Annotated in this window: 19 protein-coding genes; 2 read left to right on the top strand and 17 right to left on the bottom strand. The window is 47.0% G+C overall.

The annotated features are described in order from the left end of the window. The first annotated feature begins 54 nt into the window (after window positions 1–54). The gene (locus L1D60_RS18320; protein WP_239842361.1) at window positions 55–1,602 is read left to right on the top strand and encodes an alanine/glycine:cation symporter family protein; all 1,548 of its coding nucleotides are present in this window, start codon (window positions 55–57) and stop codon (window positions 1,600–1,602) included. 122 nt (window positions 1,603–1,724) lie between these two features. Here L1D60_RS18320 and L1D60_RS18315 read toward each other — a convergent pair whose 3' ends face one another. The 4 genes from L1D60_RS18315 to guaB form a co-directional block, all read right to left on the bottom strand. Beyond that, complete coding sequence (locus tag L1D60_RS18315) at window positions 1,725–2,318, bottom strand: acetate uptake transporter (protein ID WP_239842360.1); 594 nt, start codon at window positions 2,316–2,318, stop codon at window positions 1,725–1,727. A gap of 664 nt (window positions 2,319–2,982) precedes the next feature. Further along, window positions 2,983–4,725, bottom strand: coding sequence for a chitinase (locus L1D60_RS18310; RefSeq protein ID WP_239842359.1), 1,743 nt, complete (start codon window positions 4,723–4,725; stop codon window positions 2,983–2,985). Window positions 4,726–4,960: 235 nt separating this feature from the next. Continuing rightward, window positions 4,961–6,514 (bottom strand): glutamine-hydrolyzing GMP synthase, encoded by a 1,554-nt coding sequence (gene guaA, locus L1D60_RS18305; RefSeq protein ID WP_239842358.1) that lies wholly within the window; start codon window positions 6,512–6,514, stop codon window positions 4,961–4,963. 197 nt (window positions 6,515–6,711) lie between these two features. After that, complete coding sequence (gene guaB, locus L1D60_RS18300) at window positions 6,712–8,175, bottom strand: IMP dehydrogenase (RefSeq protein ID WP_239842357.1); 1,464 nt, start codon at window positions 8,173–8,175, stop codon at window positions 6,712–6,714. Between the two features lie 238 nt (window positions 8,176–8,413). Between guaB and xseA the strand changes: the two genes are divergently transcribed. After that, window positions 8,414–9,754, top strand: coding sequence for an exodeoxyribonuclease VII large subunit (xseA, locus tag L1D60_RS18295; protein ID WP_239842356.1), 1,341 nt, complete (start codon window positions 8,414–8,416; stop codon window positions 9,752–9,754). Window positions 9,755–9,838: 84 nt separating this feature from the next. On the opposite strand, the gene ureG is transcribed toward xseA, so the two are convergent. The 13 genes from ureG to urtA all read right to left on the bottom strand — a co-directional run bounded on the left by ureG (window position 9,839) and on the right by urtA (window position 21,724). After that, window positions 9,839–10,477: an urease accessory protein UreG gene (gene ureG, locus L1D60_RS18290; RefSeq protein ID WP_008222792.1), complete on the bottom strand. Its 639-nt coding sequence runs from the start codon at window positions 10,475–10,477 to the stop codon at window positions 9,839–9,841. Between the two features lie 38 nt (window positions 10,478–10,515). Then, entirely contained in the window at window positions 10,516–11,196 is a 681-nt protein-coding gene (locus tag L1D60_RS18285; protein WP_239842355.1) for an urease accessory UreF family protein, read from the bottom strand. Between the two features lie 21 nt (window positions 11,197–11,217). After that, entirely contained in the window at window positions 11,218–11,802 is a 585-nt protein-coding gene (locus L1D60_RS18280) for a HupE/UreJ family protein (protein WP_239842354.1), read from the bottom strand. A gap of 69 nt (window positions 11,803–11,871) precedes the next feature. Next, the gene (gene ureE, locus L1D60_RS18275) at window positions 11,872–12,324 is read right to left on the bottom strand and encodes an urease accessory protein UreE (RefSeq protein ID WP_239842353.1); all 453 of its coding nucleotides are present in this window, start codon (window positions 12,322–12,324) and stop codon (window positions 11,872–11,874) included. A gap of 89 nt (window positions 12,325–12,413) precedes the next feature. Beyond that, a complete protein-coding gene (ureC, locus tag L1D60_RS18270; RefSeq protein ID WP_239842352.1) occupies window positions 12,414–14,117 on the bottom strand; it encodes an urease subunit alpha in 1,704 nt (567 codons plus the stop codon). 39 nt (window positions 14,118–14,156) lie between these two features. Continuing rightward, window positions 14,157–14,492 (bottom strand): urease subunit beta, encoded by a 336-nt coding sequence (locus tag L1D60_RS18265; RefSeq protein WP_239842351.1) that lies wholly within the window; start codon window positions 14,490–14,492, stop codon window positions 14,157–14,159. A gap of 10 nt (window positions 14,493–14,502) precedes the next feature. Continuing rightward, entirely contained in the window at window positions 14,503–14,805 is a 303-nt protein-coding gene (ureA, locus tag L1D60_RS18260) for an urease subunit gamma (RefSeq protein ID WP_239842350.1), read from the bottom strand. A 129-nt stretch (window positions 14,806–14,934) separates the two neighbouring features. Then, window positions 14,935–15,864 (bottom strand): urease accessory protein UreD, encoded by a 930-nt coding sequence (locus L1D60_RS18255; RefSeq protein ID WP_239842349.1) that lies wholly within the window; start codon window positions 15,862–15,864, stop codon window positions 14,935–14,937. Further along, window positions 15,861–16,556 (bottom strand): urea ABC transporter ATP-binding subunit UrtE, encoded by a 696-nt coding sequence (urtE, locus tag L1D60_RS18250; protein ID WP_239842348.1) that lies wholly within the window; start codon window positions 16,554–16,556, stop codon window positions 15,861–15,863. Before urtE ends, L1D60_RS18255 begins: the two co-directional genes overlap by 4 nt. 1 nt (window position 16,557) lies before the next feature. Then, a complete protein-coding gene (gene urtD, locus L1D60_RS18245) occupies window positions 16,558–17,400 on the bottom strand; it encodes an urea ABC transporter ATP-binding protein UrtD (RefSeq protein WP_239842347.1) in 843 nt (280 codons plus the stop codon). Next, entirely contained in the window at window positions 17,397–18,605 is a 1,209-nt protein-coding gene (gene urtC, locus L1D60_RS18240; protein WP_239842346.1) for an urea ABC transporter permease subunit UrtC, read from the bottom strand. The genes urtD and urtC overlap by 4 nt, the downstream gene beginning before the upstream one ends. Window positions 18,606–18,615: 10 nt before the next feature. Continuing rightward, entirely contained in the window at window positions 18,616–20,244 is a 1,629-nt protein-coding gene (urtB, locus tag L1D60_RS18235) for an urea ABC transporter permease subunit UrtB (RefSeq protein ID WP_239842345.1), read from the bottom strand. Between the two features lie 193 nt (window positions 20,245–20,437). Beyond that, window positions 20,438–21,724, bottom strand: coding sequence for an urea ABC transporter substrate-binding protein (urtA, locus tag L1D60_RS18230; protein ID WP_239842344.1), 1,287 nt, complete (start codon window positions 21,722–21,724; stop codon window positions 20,438–20,440). Between the last annotated feature and the right edge of the window lie 178 nt (window positions 21,725–21,902).

Here is a 21,902-nt window from a genome sequence, read left to right as displayed (position 1 = left end):
GTATTGTGTTGTACGAAAAACAATCATAAGTACAACTAACAGGGAAAAATACTCATGCAGTCATTCGTTGATTTTTTGAATGGAATAATCTGGAGTCCGGTACTGATTTATTTGTGTCTAGGCGCAGGTTTGTTCTACTCCATAATGACCCGATTTGTTCAAGTTCGTCACTTCTTTGAAATGTGGCGTTTGTTGTTATCTGGCAAAAGCTCAAGTAAAGGTATCTCATCTTTTCAAGCACTTGCCGTTTCGCTTTCTGGGCGCGTAGGTACAGGTAATATTGCTGGTGTTGCTGCCGCAATCGGTTTCGGTGGTCCTGGTGCTGTATTCTGGATGTGGGTTGTTGCCTTCTTTGGTGCAGCAACTGCGTTTGCAGAATCAACACTGGCTCAAATCTATAAAGAAGAAGATGAAGGTGAGTTCCGTGGTGGTCCAGCTTACTACATCGAAAAAGCGATGGGTCAGAAATGGTACGCGTGGATCTTCGCTATCGCGACAATCTTTGCTTGTGGTGTGCTACTTCCAGGCGTTCAGTCAAACAGCATTGGTAATGCAGTAGAAGCAGCGTTTGGCACAGGCGACATGATCGAAACAGCTATCGGTACATTCAGTTTTGCTAAAGTTTTCACTGGTACTGTTATTGCGATCATCTTAGCGTTCATCATCTTCGGTGGTGTTAAGCGTATTGCGAACTTCACGCAAATCGTGGTTCCTTTCATGGCGCTAGCTTACATTGTGATTGCTTTCGTTATCATTCTTCTAAACATCGGTGAAGTACCACGCATCTTCGGTATGATTGTTGGTGACGCATTTACTCCTATGGCGGGTGTTGGTGCTGCTATCGGCTGGGGTGTTAAACGTGGTGTTTACTCTAACGAAGCGGGTCAAGGTACTGGTCCTCACGCTGCAGCGGCTGCAAGCGTTGATCACCCAGCACAACAAGGTCTGGTTCAATCTTTCTCTATCTACATCGATACGCTACTAGTATGTTCAGCTACAGCATTCATGATTCTTATCACGGGTGCTTACAACGTACACGGTGGTGCTGAAGGCGCATTCCTAGTACAAAACCTAGCTGCAGACATCGGTGCGAACGGCCCTGTATTTACACAGCTTGCAATTGAAAGTGCTCTCCCAGGTGTTGGTAAGCCATTCATTGCATTCGCTCTGTTCTTCTTCGCATTCACAACCATTCTTGCTTACTACTACATTGCAGAAACGAACATCGCGTACCTACGTCGCACAGTTAAGATTCCAGGTATGATGTTTGCTCTAAAAGCGGTTCTTATCACTGCAGTATTCTACGGTACAGTGAAAACCGCCAACCTTGCATGGGCAATGGGTGATGTGGGCGTAGGTCTGATGGCTTGGCTAAACATCGTCGGCATTCTGATTATCTTCTTCATGTCTAAACCAGCTCTGAAAGCGCTGAAAGACTACGAAGAGCAACAGAAGAAAGGCGTAACTGAGTACACATTCAACCCAGTTAAGCTTGGCATTAAAGGTGCGGATTACTGGGAAGGTAAATACAAGCGTAAGACAGGCAAATCGCCTGAAGCTGAAACAACTGATAGCAAGCCAGTTGAGCAGCCATCTGCGTAAGTAACCTCCTAAACTGAATAGATCATATAAGGCCTATTCAGAGATAATAAAAAACGGGTTAGCCATTTCGGCTAACCCGTTTTATTTTCCTGTCTCTTAAGATCTGTTCCCAAAAACTGGTCTTAAGCTGCGATCTCTTGCGCTGCAACTTGCGGTGCTTTCTTCTCACCGATTGGCAGTACTGTGCGACCGTATTCGTTGTTGATCACTTGAGCCATTGCAAAGTAGATTGCAGAAGCGCCACAGAAGATACCTTCAAAACCAGCGATAGTACCGATTAGCTCGCTACCAGTGAAATCACGCGCTGCTAGCAGGAAGAATAGAATCGTTAGAGAGCCGAATACCACTTGCTTCGCTACTGGGTAGCATAGAGAACCGATGAACATGAAGCCTGTGAATACGCCCCATAGCAGTAGGTACCAACCCATAAAACTTGCTGGGCTTGCAGGTAGACCCATGTAAGGCATTACGATCAGACCAACCAGTGTTAGCCAGAATAGACCGTAAGAAGTAAACGCTGTTGTACCGAACGTGTCGCCACGCTTAAAGCACATTGTGCCGACAATCACTTGGCTCAAACCACCGTAGAAAATACCCATCGCTAGGATCATCGAATCAATCGGGAAGAAGCCTGCATTGTGGATATTAAGAAGAATTGTGGTCATACCGAAACCCATTAAGCCAAGTGGCGCTGGGTTAGCTAGTTTGGTCGACATTGCGAATTTACCTTTATCAAATAGGGGTTAAACAAAACCAATAAAAATTGTAAGAAAATTTTAATCTATAAACCGCATTTGAGGTAATCCAGTTATCGAAAACTAAGGTTGAGTAAATGATCTCATGGAATATTAGTTTCATATTCAGAACTTAGCATTCATGTTTTGTATGTGTTTTTTTGAAAAGCGAGTGAACGAGATTCGGGATACGAAGAGCGTGCTTAGATTCGAGTAAACGGGATTCGAGATGCGAAGAGCGTGTTTAGATTCGAGTAAACGGGATTTAAGATGCGAAGAGTAATAGAGAGTGTGCTTTTCGCATCTCGTTTACTCGTATCCCGTATCTGATCATTGATTCGAGTAACGAGATTCGAGATACGAAAAGCTCTTATACTCTTGAATACGCAGAGCTTGGGAGCAATCAACAACAAGCTCTTCGTCACTCGTTTACTCGCATCCCGCATCTGATCATTGATACGAGTAACGAGATTCGAGATACGAGATACGAAAAGGTCTTACAGCTCTGAGTACGCGGAGTTTGGGAGCAATCAAAAACAGGCTTTTCGCTACTCGTTTACTCGCATCCCGCATCTATTCCTAACCACTAAAAAGCCGAGCGTATGCCCGGCTTGTTGAAACGTAATTAGCTCAGCAAGTACTGAATTTACTGACAACTAATCTCATCCCAGAACCAATTTGATTGGACTGGGCTCTCCCATACACCTGGGCCGTTTTTCGCGACAAAGCACTTGCCTTGGTACGTCACCTTCTCACCGTTGCTCACTTGAGTTACCCCCGGCTCCCAAGTAGTAAATTCGCTTGGATTGACTACGGGTGGTTCAGTGACAGGTGGCTCGACTGGAGGATTCGTCACCGGAGGCTCAGTCACTGGCGGATCAACAGGTGTAGGATCTGGTTCAACGGGTGGTTTTGGCTCACCCGCGATTAGCTTCCAAGGACCACCAGCTGTTGGCTCATCGCCTTGTGTCCACCATTTCGCTTCATAGGTCGCGCCGTTAAAGGTCACCTGATCGCCTGTATTGTAAACTTTGTTAGCATCCCAACCGTTACCACCCGGGTTGGTACCAGGATCCACTGGGTCTAGCTTGTCTACCACGCGCACTTCTGGCCAGCTCGCATGAGAGCCGTAGAAGTTGGTCACACACTTCTCGTAATCACCCGGTACTAATGCAGAATAAGCAGTTTGGAAGCCAACTAACTCACACTCAAATGAAAAACCTTCTGGGCGATCGGCGTAGTATTTCCAGTTGCCATCCCAGTTGGTGTAAAGCACATCCGTCGCGCCGTTGAGATTCAAACTTCCGTATGGGGTTTGCTGCCAACACGTATTCTTCTCATCTGCTTCAATAGGGATTTGATAGTGTTCAGCTAAGCCTTCCCAATAACGAATACGGTTCACAGGTTGACCTTTGTTCTTATTCTGCTCACCACACTCAATGCCACCGTTGATGACATTGATAGTCGTACCAAAGCCATAACCGATTCCCGCATCTAACTCACGCTGAGATGGCGACCAAGTACGGTCAATTACATGCAGCATCGCTGGCTTAGGCGCTTGAGGCGTTAAGAAGAACCAGATCGCAGAAGCAAGGTTTAACCATGAATCTGCAACTAAACCAGGATTGTTTAAAAGAACCGTCGCATCACCATCGAACATCACTTCAGAGAAGGCACCATAGTTAAAATGGTAAGAAAGTTGTTTAGCACCTCGCCCAAAATAGCCCTGCCCTGCTGCACACGGCCAACGTGCATTCTGCCAATCGTTCTGTCCGCAGCCTGTGGTGTAGCCCTCTTGCCCTTCAGACCAACCCATTTCACGCACGTGTACTAAGGCTTGCTGCCACTCTTCTAGCGCCAATGGATTATCCGAGGTGTTGTCTATCGCAATATGTCCGCCCGTCTCCTGAGAGAAATGAGCAAAGGCGGTGATGATGGATTTCTTACAGATAGCATCTGAATCGCGACCATCGGTGTACTCTCCACAGAATGCAGGGAACTTACCAATAGCGCGCAGGAAACGGGTGTAAGTGTATTCTGGTGCTGCCATTTGCGTTAGGAAGTCCCACTCTGTTTGCGGGAACACACGCTCAACGCGTTTTACGTTATCAGGATTGGTAGACTGGTTCGGCTCAATCGCCTCTACAATCGTATTGGAACGAGTTTGCAGTGCTTGGGACCAAATCGCATACATAGGATCAGAAGCCTTGGATTGCTCAACAGCGGCAAGGTCGGTTCTCGACACAAGATAACCAGTAGGGTTCTGTGGATCGGGTTGGATGTTCATGGTTGGTTGGCTATTGGTCGCCGCATAGCTTCCGCCAGCAAAAATACTTCCGCCAACGAAAAGAGCACTCAAAACGAGCGCTATCGGTTTCACGTTTAACATAGTTTGTTCTCTTATAAGTAACGTCGATAAGAGAGTATGTGGCACGATGAAAAGGCTCTAGTGCCGAATGGTTAAATCGAAAAGAAGTGCGAGTCGCTTACTAGTAATTTATAAATCACCTCATTTTGTCTCAGTCATTGTGGCGATTGGCTCCAAAAAACAAAAAGCCCCGAACTGAGTTCGAGGCTTCTAGAATCTAAGACAAATTTGTCTCGATTACATCAATAGAGAGAGATTATTCCCACTCGATTGTTGCTGGTGGCTTACCAGAGATGTCGTAAACAACACGTGAAATGCCATCAACCTCGTTGATAATGCGGTTAGATACCTTACCTAGGAAGTCGTACGGTAGGTGTGCCCAGTGAGCAGTCATGAAGTCGATCGTTTCTACAGCACGTAGAGATACAACCCAATCATACTTACGGCCATCGCCCATTACACCAACAGAGCGTACTGGTAGGAATACCGTGAACGCTTGAGATACTTTGTGATAAAGGTCTGCAGCGTGAAGCTCTTCAATGAAGATAGCATCAGCGCGACGTAGTAAGTCACAGTACTCTTTCTTGATTTCGCCAAGAACACGAACACCTAGACCTGGACCTGGGAATGGGTGGCGGTAAAGCATGTTGTATGGAAGACCTAGCTCTAGACCGATCTTACGTACTTCATCTTTAAACAACTCACGTAGAGGCTCAACAAGGCCCATTTCCATATCGTCTGGAAGACCACCAACGTTGTGGTGAGACTTGATTACGTGCGCTTTACCCGTTTTAGATGCTGCAGACTCGATTACGTCTGGGTAGATAGTACCCTGAGCTAGCCACTTAGCATTCTTCAGTTTCTTAGACTCTTCGTCGAAGATATCTACGAATACGTGACCGATGATCTTACGCTTAGCTTCTGGATCATTCTCGCCTTTAAGTGCATCTAGGAAACGGTCTTCAGCGTTAACGTGGATGATGTTTAGACCAAATTTGTTGCCGAACATATCCATAACTTGTTCAGCTTCGTTCAGACGAAGTAGGCCGTTATCTACGAATACACACGTTAGTTTGTCGCCGATAGCGCGGTGCGCAAGCATCGCAACTACTGATGAATCAACACCACCAGATAGACCAAGGATAACTTCGTCGTCACCTACTTGTTCTTTAATGCGTGCAACTGCATCTTCAATGATTGAAGCAGAAGTCCAAAGGCCTTCACAACCACATACATTAAGAACGAAGTTTTCTAGCATTTTCATGCCATTCTTAGTGTGCGTTACTTCTGGGTGGAATTGAACGCCGTAGTATTTCTTCTCTTCGTTCGCCATTGCTGCGTAAGGACAAGTGTCTGTTTCACCTGTTTTAACGAAGTCCGCTGGGATTTCTACTACTTTGTCACCGTGGCTCATCCAAACATCTTGAGATGCTTCTAGATCAGCAAACAGTGCAGATTCACCTGTTACTTGTACTGCTGCGTAGCCGAACTCGCGCTCAGTAGACGTTGCTACCTTACCGCCAAGTTGCTCAGCCATAGTTTGCATGCCGTAGCAGATACCGAATACAGGAACACCTGAATCAAATACATATTGAGGTGCACGTGGAGAGTTCTCTTCCGTTACACTTTCAGGGCCACCAGAAAGGATGATGCCGTCTGGGTTGAATTCACGAATATCCGCTTCTTCTACGTCCCAGCTCCAAAGTTCACAGTAAACACCGATTTCACGAATACGACGCGCAACTAGCTGCGTGTATTGAGAGCCGAAATCTAGAATTAGAATACGTTGGTCATGAATATTTTTAGTCATTGTAAGCAGTCTTATTGGCTATGTGATGAAACGGAGGCGAGTTTACTCACCTCTCATTAACTCTTCAAGAAATAAAGCAAACGTTTTCGTCAATTTTCTCTTACTCAATGTTTGATCACTATATAGATAGAAAAAACAGAGCTAGATAAAACAGTGTGCCCTTAATGGACACACTATGAAAACGTTAAAGGAGGCGATTAACCTAGACGGTAGTTCGGCGCTTCTTTAGTAATTTGAACGTCGTGTACGTGAGACTCTTTCATGCCTGCACCAGAGATACGAACAAACTCTGCTTTAGTACGCATATCTTCTACTGTTGCTGAACCTGTTAGACCCATGCTTGAGCGAAGACCACCCATTTGTTGGTGAACGATCTCTTTTAGGCGACCTTTGTATGCGATACGACCTTCGATACCCTCTGGTACCAGCTTATCTGCAGCGTTGTCAGACTGGAAGTAACGGTCTGAAGAACCTTGAGACATTGCGCCAAGAGAACCCATACCACGGTAAGACTTGTAAGAACGACCGTTGTAAAGGATAACCTCACCCGGTGCTTCTTCTGTACCCGCAAACATTGAACCAACCATCACACAAGATGCGCCAGCTACGATTGCTTTACAGATGTCACCAGAGAAACGGATACCGCCATCAGCGATAACTGGAATGCCGTATTCGTTTGCAACTTCAGCTGCGTCTGCGATTGCAGTAACTTGAGGAACACCAACACCAGTAACGATACGAGTTGTACAGATAGAACCAGGGCCGATACCTACTTTAACTGCGCTAACACCCGCTTCGATAAGAGCACGAGCACCAGCACCCGTTGCTACGTTACCGCCAATGATATCTAGATCTGGGTAAGCAGCGCGAGTTTCGCGGATACGGTTTAGGACACCTTCAGAGTGACCGTGAGAAGAGTCGATTAATAGAACATCTACGCCAGCTTCAACAAGAGCAGCAACACGCTCTTCGTTACCAGCACCAGCGCCAACAGCGGCACCAACACGTAGACTGCCGCGCTCATCTTTACATGCGTTTGGCTTACGTTCTGCTTTGTGGAAATCTTTTGCTGTGATCATACCGGTTAGTTGGAACTCGTCGTTCACAACCAGTACTTTCTCAACGCGTGCTTCGTGCATTTTCTCTTGCACTTCTTCACGCGTTGCACCTTCTTTAACTGAAGCTAGACGCGACTTAGGCGTCATCACTACGTCTACTTTCTTAGACAAGTCTGTTACGAAGCGAACGTCACGACCAGTAATGATACCAACCAGTTCGTTTGTCTCTGTTACTACTGGGAAACCAGCAAAACCGTGCTTCTCAGTTAGAGCAACAACATCAGCGATTGTTGCATCAGGGCTTACTGTTACAGGCTTAGATACAACACCTGCTTCGTAAATTTTAACCTGACGAACCATCTCTGCTTGTTGTTCAATAGACATATTCTTGTGGATAAAGCCAATGCCACCTTCTTGCGCGAGTGCGATAGCCAGACGAGCTTCCGTCACGGTATCCATCGACGCAGAAATCATAGGGATGTTCAGTGAAATGTTTTTAGTCAACTGAGTGCGAAGATCAGCTGTGTTTGGGAGAACAGTGGAGTGTGCTGGCACAAGTAGTACGTCATCGAATGTCAGCGCTTCTTTGGCAATTCTTAGCATTTGCAATATCTCACAATTGAGGAGTAGAAAGAAAAATCCGACTTCATCGTTTCGCATAATGAAGTGCTTTGGATTAGATATTGCGGAGGGATTATACGCACGGGGAAATCGCTTGGCTACACATTTTTGTATTTTTAATTTGCATTTACCCCCTTGATATGTATTATATTGCCGCTATCTTCCATACTCACGCCCTGTGAGATTCGTCCGAAAGACCGTTCTTAAAGATAGCGCCTCTATGACCAATCCAAACATCTTTACTGTTTCTCGCCTCAATTCAGAGGTTCGTCTTTTACTAGAAAACGAAATGGGAATAGTCTGGCTCGTTGGCGAAATCTCAAACTTCTCTGCGCCTGTATCTGGCCATTGGTATCTCACGCTGAAAGATTCTCGTGCACAGGTGAAATGTGCCATGTTCCGCGGCAATAACCGCCGAGTCACTTTTAAGCCTCAGAACGGTAACCAAGTCTTAGTTAAGGCACGCCTATCTCTCTATGAGCCACGCGGTGACTATCAACTGATCATTGAGAGCATGCAACCTGAGGGCGATGGTCGACTTCAACAAGAGTTCGAAAAACTCAAGATGAATCTTGCTGCGGAAGGTCTGTTTGCTCAATCCAACAAACAACCTCTACCAGAACACCCGAAACGGGTTGGTGTTGTCACCTCCAAAACTGGCGCTGCACTCTACGATATCTTAGACGTACTTAAACGCCGTGACCCTTCCTTGCCGGTAGTGATTTACCCAACCATGGTTCAAGGTGAAGAGGCGGCGATTCAAATTGCTCAAGCGATTGGTCGAGCTAACGAACGTAATGAGTGTGATGTGCTGATTGTGGGACGTGGCGGCGGTTCACTGGAAGACTTATGGTGCTTCAACAATGAGATCGTTGCTCGCACTATTGCTGCAAGCCAGATTCCAATCATCAGCGCCGTCGGCCACGAAGTCGATGTGACTATTGCCGATTTCGTTGCCGATATGCGTGCCCCGACTCCATCAGCTGCAGCTGAGATTGTTAGTCGTGATAACAGTCATAAAGAGCAGGCTTTTGCTGCTAAGCGCGCACGATTAGTCAGCGCTATTCGTCATTTATTGATAAAACGAGCGCAGTCGACTCAAGCTCTCAACTACCGCTTAGAGAAGCAACACCCGAGCTACCAGCTGCAAAAACAGAGCCAGCAACTTGATGACCTAGACATGCGTCTGCGTCGCGGTATGGCGCAATATTTAAAGCAGCATCAGCAACGTGTCGAGAGAAAACACCACCAGCTTCAGCTCCACTCTCCAGTTAAACGCTTGGGTGAACAGAAGCTACATCTGCAACGCTCAGAGCAAAAGCTCTTGGATGCGATGGACAAAACCTTGCTGACGACTCGCCATCAATTAGCTATGGCTGCGGAAAAGTTAGAGACAGTGAGTCCACTAGCGACGCTAAAACGTGGCTACAGCATCACTCATTCAGCGTCTCATCAAACAGTGTCTTCGGTTGAAGATGTAAAAATCGGCGAAGTGATCAAAACCCAAGTTGAAGACGGCGTGATTGAATCGCAGGTGACTCAAAAAATAGCGAAAGCATAAACGACCAAACCGTATTAAATGAGAAAGCCCTATCAGATTTGATAGGGCTTTTACTTATGGGGGATTATCAAGAGCTGCGAATGACTAGCTTGTCTTCTCTGGCTCTTTGAGCGTAAGCATGCCTTCGGTCACAATAAAATCGATGATGGTGTCTAGCCCTTTGCTCTCTTTAAGATTGGTAAACACAAACGGCTTAGTAGGACGCATGCGCTGGGTATCTTGCTCCATCACTTCTAGCGACGCGCCAACATACGGTGCTAAGTCAATCTTGTTAATCACTAACAAATCCGAGCGCGTAATGCCCGGGCCACCTTTACGTGGGATCTTCTCTCCTTCCGCTACATCAATTACGTAGATAGTCAGGTCAGCAAGCTCAGGACTGAACGTCGCACTCAAGTTATCGCCGCCACTCTCAACGAATACTACATCTAGGTTTTTATGCAGCTTAGCCAGCTCTTCAACTGCCGCGAGGTTCATTGACGCATCTTCACGAATCGCTGTGTGCGGGCAACCGCCCGTTTCCACACCGATAATACGGTCAGGCTCTAAAGCTTCAGCTCGCGTGAGGATCTTTGCATCTTCTTGGGTGTAAATGTCATTGGTCACGACCGCGATATTGAGCTTGTCGCGAATCGCCTTACACAGCACCTCAAGCAGTGCGGTTTTACCAGAGCCTACAGGCCCGCCAATACCAATTCGAAGCGGTTGCTTATAACTTTCCATAGTCTTATTCCTTATATTCTTCCCACTACATCGCTGTGCTATGAACGAAATAGTCTTGTGTATTGTGTTTCATGCAGTGAGCTGGCAATCGAGAGCGATGGAGTGAAACTGCCAATCATCCACTCTTCAATTTTTCGCGCCTGATTGATCACAGCTGAAAATCGCTCGGTGACATTAAGTAGTGCAAGCTGACCATCAGTTTGTCCAAGTGGTACCAGCTTTACGCCAGCGGTGACTAGGTTCTCTAACCAGCTCCACAGGTAGCCTTGCTTTAAATCCTCTAAACTGATTTTCCAATGCCTCGCCGCTATACAGAACCCTAGCAATTGATTCGGGTGCGATTGGATTGAGTCCACTACAGAAACATCAATCTCCAACCGCTTAAGCAGAGTAAACAGAGCCAAACCACGCTGTTTCTCCTCCGCGCGCAGTTCGCTGGTTTCACGGCTTGCGTACAAGAAATCACACCAGTACTCGATCTGATCGAGCTCGCCTTGTTCTAGTGCCAAATAGAGTCGATCAATAATTGGCAGCTCTAGGGTGGCGACACTTGAGTTCGCCATGTAATTCAGCCACTGCTCCATCGTATCGCGGTTGGTCACCCACCCCGCTTCCACGGCATATTCGAGCCCTTGTGAGTAGGTAAAACCACCGATTGGCAATGAAGGGCTAATCAATTGAAATAGGCGATAGCTCGCGACATTCGCTGTTGCTTGCATGCTTATCTCCCTAGAGGCAATTTAAGCCGCCATTAAAAACAGCGCGCTTAGCGAAGCCACACCCAGTGATACCCACTTTGAATACAATGCCTTACCAGCTACGTAGCCAATGCCCATCAACCCTAAAGCACTTACCCCCATGCCTGCTGCAAACTGAGCAAGACCAGACGCAGCCTCAACTCCGTGGGCGTAACCATGGAAGAATAGGAAACCGATTGAAACCGCCAGTATGCTATTGACCTTGGTTGTTGAAGGTGAAAACACGTGCCATAGACATAGGCTGACAACGAACAGAGAAGCGATGATTGCAGGCTCAACCACGACCGAGAAACCCATTGCTTGGCCGACTAATAGACCAGCCATAAGAGAGACAAGACCTCCACCTAACAAAGCCGATTTAATCTTGTTTGAATAAGAAAGCACGCCAATCAACATACCAAATGCCACCAGCATAATAAGGTGATCGACACCTGTAACGGGATGCGTTAAACCAGAGATGAGTGAATGAGAGCCATGATCATGCCCTGGGTGAGCGAAAGCCAGCGTCGGTGTTGTTAGCGAAGCGATTGTTAATGTCGTTAAGCCTGTAGCGTATTTAAAGTTCATCGCGAAGTCCTTGCGTTATTATTAATATCGTTTTTGTATCTATAAATGGATGAGTCACAAATAACTCAATTAATGATGATGGTGATGACCGCCAGAGCGACCACCATAAGCCCCACCTTCAGGTTCAAAAGGTTGTTTTTCTGTCGTCACCGTAGCACCTAACCCTTCAACCATTTCATCTAAAACATGGTCGTGTTGATAACGCACCCAACCCGCTTCTACCTGCAACGGAACATGTCGGTTACCTAGGTGATACGCTACGCGCGTCAGCAGGTGCGCATCGTCGCAATAGACTGTAGAGACGGTTTCAGGTGCCGCTTTCACTTCAACGGTTAAACCGCACTCACTGGTAAGTTGTTCTCCACCACGCAAAATATGACCGCGTGGTAAAAACAACCCTGCATCTCGACCGTCATCCAATGTCACTTTAAGACGGCTTTTGATGCGGCTATCGATCGGTAGGCTTAAAAAGCCATCTGGGTCCGTATTCAACTCGGCTTGAATTTGAGTAAGTTCAATCATGCTATTACCTCAATCTCCTTGTGAGATTTATAACGTTCAAAATAAGAGCCCTCAGCCAAAGACTTAAAATAAGAGCCTTCAGCTCGCAGCTAAAACAAAAAGTATCGCTGAGCCATTGGCAGTTCTTTGGCGGGTTCACACTCAAGCAATTCACCATCAGCACGTACCTGATAGGTTTGAGAATCGACTTCGATCTTTGGCATCCAATCGTTGAGCTTCATGTCAGCCTTGCTGATATTTCGACAGTTGCTCACTACGCCAATCAAACTCTTTAATCCCAACTGCTTACCGATGTTTTGAGCCTTGGCTTCCTTAGAAACAAACAGCATCGATGTGTTCTGACTTGCCTTGCCATAGCTACCAAACATAGAGCGGTAGTGCACAGGCTGTGGTGTTGGGATAGAAGCATTCGGGTCACCCATCGGTGCCATCGCTATCATGCCGCCTTTCAAAATCACACTAGGCTTCACACCGAAGAAGGCTGGTTTCCAAAGCACTAAATCTGCTAACTTGCCTTCTTCAATTGAGCCGATCTCATGAGCCATGCCGTGCGTGATCGCAGGGTTAATGGTGTACTTGGCGACATAACGTCTTAAACGGAAGTTATCGCTGTAGTCGGAATCTTCTTTTAGGCTGCCACGCTGCACTTTCATCTTGTGCGCGGTTTGCCATGTTCGAGTGACAACTTCACCTACTCGCCCCATGGCTTGCGAATCCGAAGCGATCATCGAAAAGGCACCTAAGTCATGCAGAATGTCTTCTGCGGCAATGGTTTCTCGGCGGATACGCGACTCTGCGAACGCGACATCTTCAGCAATTGACGGTGACAAATGGTGACAAACCATCAACATATCCAAGTGCTCATCCACCGTATTTACAGTGTAAGGTCGTGTCGGGTTGGTTGAAGAAGGCAGCACGTTCGGCTCACCAGCAGCTCGGATAATATCGGGGGCATGACCGCCGCCCGCTCCCTCGGTGTGGTAGGTATGGATCACGCGATCCCCGATAGCGCCGAGTGTCGATTCAACAAAGCCTGACTCATTCAATGTGTCGGTGTGAATCGCAACTTGTACGTCCATCTCATCGGCGACACTCAAGCAGGTATCGATTGAAGCAGGTGTTGTTCCCCAATCCTCATGCAACTTCAAGCCAACAGCACCGGCTGCTACTTGCTCACGCAATGCTTCAGGTTGACTCGCATTACCCTTGCCGAGCAAACCAAAGTTCATTGGAAATTGGTCAAGTGATTCCAGCATACGGTGCATGTTCCATGGACCCGGTGTACATGTCGTCGCGTTGGTGCCCGTATTTGGTCCAGTACCACCGCCAATCATGGTTGTCACACCTGACGCCAGCGCCTCTTCAATCTGTTGAGGGCAGATGAAGTGAATGTGTGAGTCGATACCACCAGCAGTAAGAATCGAACCTTCACCGGCTAAGATTTCAGTACCCGGACCAATCACAATATCAACGCCCGGCTGCACGTCTGGGTTGCCCGCTTTACCTAGCGCCTGCACTCGACCATCTTTGATTGCGACGTCAGCTTTTACGATGCCCCAATAATCCAACACAATCGCGTTGGTAATCACCAAGTCAGGTGTTTCGGCACTTGGGCGTTGGCTTTGCCCCTGTCCATCACGGATCACTTTACCGCCGCCGAACTTTACTTCGTCACCATATACGGTGTAATCCTTCTCTACTTCTAGCCACAAATCAGTGTCCGCAAGACGCACTCGGTCACCGACTGTTGGGCCAAACATTTCGGCGTATGCCTGTTTGGATATCGTCGCCATCATCAATCCTTTGTTATTTTGTCGCTTTGACCAATGGGGTTAGAGCTTACCCATTACTTTTCCTTGGAATCCGTATACTTCCCTTGCTCCTGCGTAACTCACCAACTCAACAGTGCGAGACTGGCCAGGTTCAAAACGGGTTGCGGTACCTGCTGGGATATTGAGTCGAAAGCCTTTCGTCGCTTCTCGATCAAAGATCAACGAAGGGTTTGCTTCATAGAAGTGGTAATGAGATCCAATTTGAACCGGACGGTCACCGATGTTATTGACCTTAACTGAGACGGTATCTCGTCCTTCATTCAAGGTTATGGTGCCGGGTGCTGTCTCTATTTCTCCGGGAACAAATCCGTTGTAGTTGGAATTGGAACTGGCCATTAAACTCTCCTTACACAATCGGTTCGTGAACAGTCACCAACTTGGTGCCATCAGGAAAGGTAGCTTCGACCTGCACGTCAGGGATCATAGATGGGATACCATCCATCACATCATCGACGGTTAGAAGTGTGCGTCCAAAATCCATGAGCTCGGAGACGGTTTTTCCTTCTCTCGCACCTTCTAGAATGGCACTGCTGATCAATGCAATAGATTCTGGGTAATTCAGTTTTAAGCCTTTGTCTTTTCTCTGCTGTGCGAGCATTCCTGCACAGAAGATAAGGAGCTTATCTTTTTCTCTTGGTGTTAATTCCATTTATTTGCCCACTGTTCGTCTAGATACTTAGCTCAATTTTCCTGATGAACTAAGCCAATGTTCCATACAGCAAGCGAAAAAAGTACCGAGGGCTGGAAGTCTACCCTCGGTACAAAAATGGGCAGGTCGCTACGTCGCCCAAATCCTTGGTAAATCAGGAGTAGAGCCACCGAGATGTGAACGCGTTGCTTGCCATATCTGTCCAAAGGCTTGGAGTATGTCTTCACTCCAATGACCTAAAGCTCGGATCACAATCAACCCTTCAATTTGCGTCGCACCCATAATTAATGAGCTTTTACTCGATGAATCAAACTGAACAGGTTGCAGTGAAGCTTGCTGTGTAATAGATAAGAGCAAGCTCTGTACCAACTCTAAATCTTGTGGTTCATCCGCGGCAATATAGAAGGTTCCCATCATGGGATAGTTTAATAATCCCATATTTATCATTAACTTATCACCACCATGAAAGTTAAACCCTTCGGTAAGCAATTTCTTGTTATCTAAATAGATTTCAGTTTTTCCAACGAGGTGCCCTTGCTCAAATCCCTCATTTTGTGCAGGCCGACCAAAACAGTGCATCTCCCAACCCCAAAACTGTGCACCTTTTTCAAGGTAGATTTCGGTGTCCAAACGAACGTGCGCATCTGGAAAAAAGATATTCTCTTGTGGCATCCACTCTAGGCGTGCATCTTTAGCGACGTGCAACATCTGTTTCTGTTTCGCATACTTGGCATTAGAGCGATAGAACTTGGTGGCGCCCGGTGTGGTGATCAGGGTATGTGCGCCACTTTCTACCGAGATATCAATATCTAAAGTATCACCTCCTACAACACCACCTGGCGGGTGTAGCAGGTAGCTATGACATGTTTTACCATCGGGATACAAAGGCCTTTGCACCGCAAGCGGTCCCAATTGATATCGGTGCTTGAGTACAGTTTTGTCTCCACGGTTTGCAAAAGTAAGATTCAGCTTGGCTTGCCAACCATCTCTGACATCCTCTTCTATCGCCATCCCGAGTGGCTGCGCGTCTTCCAAGATTGCATTCAGTACATCGCTCATACCGTGAGATACTCCTTTATCAACTTTTCATCGAGCGCTTCCATTTCGCCTTCAGCTACATGACGGCCGCGGTCGAGAATACAAAAACGATCGCCTACCTTACGAGCAAATGGCAACTTCTGCTCAACCAACAATACCGTTAACCCCATCTGCTCATTGAGCATGCGAATAATGTCGCCAATCTCCTGCACGATATTGGGCTGGATCCCCTCTGTTGGCTCATCTAGAATCAGCAATTTAGGATTAACCACCAATGCTCTACCAATGGCGAGCTGTTGTTGTTGTCCTCCAGACAAATCTCCGCCGCGGCGATGAAGCATCTCTTTCAATACCGGAAACAATTCGAAGATAAACTCTGGGATGGTGCGATCGCCCTTTTCGCGAATGGGTAATCCAACCTCTAGATTTTCTTGGACAGTCAGCATGGGAAAGATTTGACGTCCTTGCGGTACATAGCCGATACCTTGCCTTGGTCGCTCTTCCGCATCGGACTTCAACAGAGATTGTCCAGAGAGCGAGATGTCGCCACTTTCAACTTTGACTAACCCCATAATGCACTGCAATAAAGTGGTTTTGCCGACGCCGTTTCGTCCCATGAGCACAGTACATTTTCCTTCTGGAATATGCATATCAAGATCCCACAAGGTGTGGCTTTCACCGTAATACTGGTTGACTGATTTCACTTGTAACATCTTATTCTCCCAGATAAACCTGTTTGACTTGTGGATGTGCTTGCACCTGATCCATGGTTCCTTCGGCAAGCACGTGACCTTGATGTAGCACGGTGACATGGCTCGCGATAGAGCGAACAAAATCCATATCGTGCTCAACTACCACTACTGAATGCTTGCCCGCGAGAGAATTAAGTAGCTCTGAGGTTCTGTCCATCTCTTGGTGAGTCATACCTGCGACGGGTTCATCCACCAGCAGCAGTTTCGGGTTTTGCATCAACAGCATGCCGATTTCCAACCACTGCTTCTGACCATGAGATAAATTACCTGCTAGGTTTGACGCTTCTTCATGTAGGTGGATCAGCTCAAGCACAGAGAGCAGCTTGTCTTTTTGCTCACCATTCATTACTGCAGTAAAAGTTCCCCACACTGAGCGCACACCTGACATCGCCAACTCTAAGTTCTGCCATACGGTGAGACATTCAATCACCGTTGGCTTTTGGAACTTGCGCCCAATCCCCGCGTTGGCAATCTCGGCTTCAGTCATCTTCAAAAGATTGATGTTAGAGCCAAGCCACACCTCGCCAGTATCGGGTTTGGTTTTACCGGTGATGATGTCCATCATGGTGGTTTTGCCTGCTCCGTTGGGGCCAATGATGCAGCGCAGCTCGCCTTCTTTGATATACAGGTTCAAATCGTTGATCGCTTTAAAACCATCGAAGCTCTTATTCACACCTTCTACGTACAGCAAAATATTATGGCGAGTATCAATCGCAGGGTGCACATCCGGCTTGAGGTAATCAAATACCTGATCGCGGCGTGTCAGTGCACTCACCGAATCTTTTAGAGAGTTCAATGTACTCATGCTGTCACCTCCTGTGGCTTAATTGATGCTTCATCCGTACTAGTGGAACGAGGATTTGAAGGGGTATTGTTCGATGAGTCAGACTTTGACGAGCTGGATCTCTTACGCAATTGTTGCCACTTCTCACTCACGAAGCCGATCACGCCTTGCGGTAAAGACATGGTCGATAACACAAATAGACCACCTAAAGCGAATAGCCACACTTCTGGAAATTCGACCGTAAACCAGCTCTTGGCATAGTTGATAATGAGCGCACCGACAATCGCACCAAACAGAGTGGCACGGCCACCTAAAGCAACCCACACCACCACTTCAATCGAGTTAAGTGGCGCAAATTCGCCTGGGTTAATGATTCCTACTTGTGGTACATACAAAGCGCCTGCGATACCCGCTATCACTGCCGATAGAACAAACACCCACAACTTAATGCCATCAACGTCATACCCCATAAAACGAGTACGCGACTCAGTATCTCGAATCGCCAATGCCACACGACCTAAACGACTGGTGACCACCATGCGACACACCACATAACTGACGATTAACGCCAAACCAGTACAAACAAACAGGCCGATTTTGGTCGCATCACTTTGTAAGCTATAACCGATAATGTCTTTGAAGTCCGTGAGACCATTGTTACCGCCAAAGCCCATCTCATTACGGAAAAATGCCAGCATCAACGCATAGGTCAGCGCTTGTGTCATGATCGAGAGATAAACCCCAGACACTCGCGAGCGAAATGCTAGGTAGCCAAACAGGTAGGCCAACGCGCCCGGTACCAACACAACCATCAGGCATGCAAACCAGAACTGATCAAAGCCATTCCAAAACCAAGGCAGTGCCGACCAATCAAGAAACACCATAAAGTCTGGAAGAATTGGATCACCATAGACTCCTCGGTCGCCAATTTGGCGCATCAGATACATCCCCATCGCATAGCCACCCAACGCAAAAAATGCACCATGTCCGAGGCTGAGGATACCCAAATAGCCCCAGACCAGATCCAGTGCCAAAGCTAACATTGCATAGCTAAGGTACTTACCCATCAAAGAGATAGTAAAGGTCTCGACATGGAGTGGGTGTCCACTTGGCAGCAGCGTATTGGCCATCGGCACCAATACCACCGCAGCAAGAAGAACGAGTATGGTCAACTGACCGCCCTTATCACCTCTCAAGGCTGAGAGAACAAAAGATTTCGACTGCATAACGCTCTCCTTAACCTTCAGCCGCACGCCCACGCTGAGGGAATAGCCCGCGAGGTCGTTTTTGAATGAATAGAATGATGAAAACCAGAACGAGAATTTTCGCTAGCACTGCGCCTGCCCAAGGTTCGAGTACCTTGTTAAACAGACCCAAACTTAAACCAGCCACCAAAGTGCCCCATAGGTTACCGACGCCACCAAACACCACCACCATGAATGAGTCAATGATGTACGCTTGCCCCATGTTCGGGCCGACATTGGTCAACTGAGAGAGAGCAACTCCCGCAACGCCCGCAACACCTGAACCTAAGCCGAAGGTCATGGCGTCTACACGCTCAGAACGAATCCCCATGGCACGAGCCATTGCACGGTTTTGAGAGACGGCGCGAACTTGTAACCCCAGTGGCGTTTTCTTGAGAACCATAAGCAGTCCCATAAACACCAATGCGCAGAACAAAATGATGTAAAGTCGGTTATAGGTCAGTGACAACATAGGATTGAGCTCAAGCGCACCAGCCATCCATTCAGGAGTGCTTACTGAACGGTTAAGCGGAGAGAAAATACTGCGAACCGCTTGTTGCAAAATCAAGCTGATACCAAAAGTCGCGAGTAGCGTTTCGAGTGGACGACCATAAAGGTGACGAATGACAGAACGCTCGATAAGAATGCCTACTAGCCCAGAAACGATGAAGGCAACGGGAATCGATAATAACAACGCTGTGCCGATATGGTTTGGCATCATAAGTTGCAGTACATAGGTAGTATAAGCGCCTATCATGATAAGCTCGCCGTGAGCCATATTAATCACGCCCATTACGCCAAACGTAATCGCAAGGCCTATGCCCGCCAGTACCAAGACTGAGCCTAAGCTCAAGCCAAAGAACACCGTCTCAACACCCGAGTAGAAGGCTTGGCTCTGCTGATATTGGTCTAGGGAACGATTGGCCGCTTCGATAATGGCAGGATCGTTTTCTTTAGAAAGAAGAGAGTTGAGAGTTTTGAGCACTGCGGATTGTTTGAAATCACCGAGCACTTCAATTGCTTCAAGACGAGATGCTACGCTACCTTGAGTATCTAAAGATGTATGAACTGCCAACAGCAATGCCATCAAATCCGCGACATCACTATCCGGTTCATTCGGCAACATTTGCTCAATGCGCTCGATAGTCGCTATGTCTTTGCTACCAAGCAGGTTATTGACCGATTGATAGCGAACCTTTGCATCGTCACTGTTCAGCCCCATTGACGCAATTTCAACCCGTAAGATTCCACGCAGTTTGTTGTTTACACGTACTTTCTTGAATTGCTTGCTCGACTCAATCGCCAGAGTTTCGTAATTCCAAGCCGACTGAGCCTGTGTTGCCGTTTTGATACCTTGAATCACATACAGCTGTTGATAGTGCTCGCTCTTTCTATCACTCACATAATAGAGCGTGCCGTTAAGCCAACTGGTCAAGAGCGGTTTTGCCACGCCTTCCGGTTGCGAAGCAATGAGCCAGTCGATAGCTGACTCTTTCTCTGACGTTTTTTTACCAACTAGCGCCTTGGTAAAGCTTGCGTTGTCGGACACATCAGCCCACGCAAACTGAGCACTGACGACTATAAGCAGCAGTGCCTTAAACACGTTTAATACGTTTTTCATTTATTATTCCTTAATCCGCCAAGCTCTTTTTTTGCCTCGCTCTTTTATTTGTATCAAGAGATCATCAAGCGGCCTGTTATTGTTTTGGCTTGGGCAGCCATGTGGTTTATACGCACCGAAAAAGCGCTCTTGGCGTTGTTGACTGAAAGTACTAAGTGACTGAGAGTGCCAAGAGCGCATGGTTTAGGTTTAATTAATTGCTACCTGAACACTTCTTCGTTTCTACGTTGAATGCACCACATGAGAATGGTTTCGACCAACTAGAGTAAAGCTTGGCTGATTCCGGTAAATAGCTTGACCACGCATCACCCGCCACAAGGCCTGTGGTTTCCCACACCACCTCGAATTGGCCATCATCTTGGATCTCGCCAATCAATACAGGTTTAGTAATATGGTGGTTAGGCAGCATGGTTGAGTAACCGCCCGAAAGGTTAGGTACAGAAACACCAATCAGTGCATCTTGCACGGCTTCTGCATCCGTGGTGCCCGCGTTCGTTACCGCTTGAGCCCACATATTGAAGCCAACGTAGTGCGCTTCCATTGGATCATTCGTCACGCGCTTTTCGTTCTTGATGAAGTTTTGCCATGTCTCAACAAACTCTTCATTCGCTTCAGTATCAACGCTCATGAAGTAGTTCCAAGCCGCAAGGTGACCAACCAATGGCTCAGTATCCATACCCGATAGCTCTTCTTCACCGACAGAGAAGGCAATCACAGGAATGTCTTCAGATGAAATGCCTTGTGCACCCAGTTCTTTATAAAACGGAACGTTGGCATCGCCGTTAACTGTTGAGACTACTGCTGTCTTTTTGCCTACATCGCCAAACTTCTTAATGTCGGAAACAATAGATTGCCAATCAGAGTGACCAAATGGCGTGTAGTTGATCATGATGTCTTCTTGCGCGACACCTTTCTCTTTTAGGTAGGCTTCAAGGATCTTGTTGGTTGTGCGCGGATAAACGTAATCTGTACCAGCAAGAACCCAACGCTCAACTTCGAGTTCTTCCATCAAGTAATCCACTGCAGGAATCGCCTGTTGGTTTGGCGCAGCGCCGGTATAGAAAACGTTTTTCGATGACTCTTCACCTTCGTATTGAACTGGGTAGAAGAGAATACTGTTGAGCTCTTCAAAAACAGGCAACATGGATTTACGGGAAACCGATGTCCAACCACCGAACACCACATCAACCTGCTCTTTTTCGATCAGCTCACGGGCTTTTTCAGCAAACAGTGGCCAGTTTGATGCGGGGTCAACGACGACAGGTTCAAGCTTTTTACCCAGTAGACCACCCTTTTTGTTCTGCTCTTCTATTAGCATCAGAACCGTGTCTTTGAGCGTGGTTTCACTAATTGCCATCGTGCCCGACAACGAATGTAAGACACCAACCTTAATGGTATCTTCTGCAGCAAGAACGCTCGCAGAAGAGAAAGAGAGGGATGTACATAGTGCAGCTAACGATAATTTGAACACCTTGTTCATAGTTGTTACTCCATAATTGTTTTTTATTATCCAATTACAGAATTACAAGAAGAGTGCCAAGCTGCTGACAAAATCAAAATTACCTTAAGTTATTGATTTTATGTTATTTAATTTCATTAAAAACAAATATGGTGCAACATGCACGATAGGAACTGATTCATGATGGTGCAGCTGTCTT

Origin of the sequence: Vibrio sp. Isolate30 (assembly GCF_022397975.1) — a bacterium.
Taxonomy (GTDB): Bacteria; Pseudomonadota; Gammaproteobacteria; order Enterobacterales; family Vibrionaceae; genus Vibrio; species Vibrio fortis.
The sequence above is the reverse complement of the archived record's forward strand: the minus strand, read 5'-3'. Positions and strand labels throughout refer to the sequence as shown.

Bases quoted from the DNA above. Each gene is read 5' to 3' on its own strand.
- ureA (WP_239842350.1), bottom strand. From the start codon at position 14,805: ATGGAATTAACACCAAGAGAAAAAGATAAGCTCCTTATCTTCTGTGCA.
- L1D60_RS18320 (WP_239842361.1), top strand. From the start codon at position 55: ATGCAGTCATTCGTTGATTTTTTGAATGGAATAATCTGGAGTCCGGTA.
- ureE (WP_239842353.1), bottom strand. From the start codon at position 12,324: ATGATTGAACTTACTCAAATTCAAGCCGAGTTGAATACGGACCCAGAT.
- urtB (WP_239842345.1), bottom strand. From the start codon at position 20,244: ATGAAAAACGTATTAAACGTGTTTAAGGCACTGCTGCTTATAGTCGTC.
- L1D60_RS18285 (WP_239842355.1), bottom strand. From the start codon at position 11,196: ATGCAAGCAACAGCGAATGTCGCGAGCTATCGCCTATTTCAATTGATT.
- urtA (WP_239842344.1), bottom strand. From the start codon at position 21,724: ATGAACAAGGTGTTCAAATTATCGTTAGCTGCACTATGTACATCCCTC.
- urtC (WP_239842346.1), bottom strand. From the start codon at position 18,605: ATGCAGTCGAAATCTTTTGTTCTCTCAGCCTTGAGAGGTGATAAGGGC.
- guaA (WP_239842358.1), bottom strand. From the start codon at position 6,514: ATGACTAAAAATATTCATGACCAACGTATTCTAATTCTAGATTTCGGC.
- urtD (WP_239842347.1), bottom strand. From the start codon at position 17,400: ATGAGTACATTGAACTCTCTAAAAGATTCGGTGAGTGCACTGACACGC.
- ureG (WP_008222792.1), bottom strand. From the start codon at position 10,477: ATGGAAAGTTATAAGCAACCGCTTCGAATTGGTATTGGCGGGCCTGTA.
- L1D60_RS18265 (WP_239842351.1), bottom strand. From the start codon at position 14,492: ATGGCCAGTTCCAATTCCAACTACAACGGATTTGTTCCCGGAGAAATA.
- ureC (WP_239842352.1), bottom strand. From the start codon at position 14,117: ATGGCGACGATATCCAAACAGGCATACGCCGAAATGTTTGGCCCAACA.
- guaB (WP_239842357.1), bottom strand. From the start codon at position 8,175: ATGCTAAGAATTGCCAAAGAAGCGCTGACATTCGATGACGTACTACTT.
- xseA (WP_239842356.1), top strand. From the start codon at position 8,414: ATGACCAATCCAAACATCTTTACTGTTTCTCGCCTCAATTCAGAGGTT.
- L1D60_RS18310 (WP_239842359.1), bottom strand. From the start codon at position 4,725: ATGTTAAACGTGAAACCGATAGCGCTCGTTTTGAGTGCTCTTTTCGTT.
- L1D60_RS18315 (WP_239842360.1), bottom strand. From the start codon at position 2,318: ATGTCGACCAAACTAGCTAACCCAGCGCCACTTGGCTTAATGGGTTTC.
- L1D60_RS18255 (WP_239842349.1), bottom strand. From the start codon at position 15,864: ATGAGCGATGTACTGAATGCAATCTTGGAAGACGCGCAGCCACTCGGG.
- L1D60_RS18280 (WP_239842354.1), bottom strand. From the start codon at position 11,802: ATGAACTTTAAATACGCTACAGGCTTAACGACATTAACAATCGCTTCG.
- urtE (WP_239842348.1), bottom strand. From the start codon at position 16,556: ATGTTACAAGTGAAATCAGTCAACCAGTATTACGGTGAAAGCCACACC.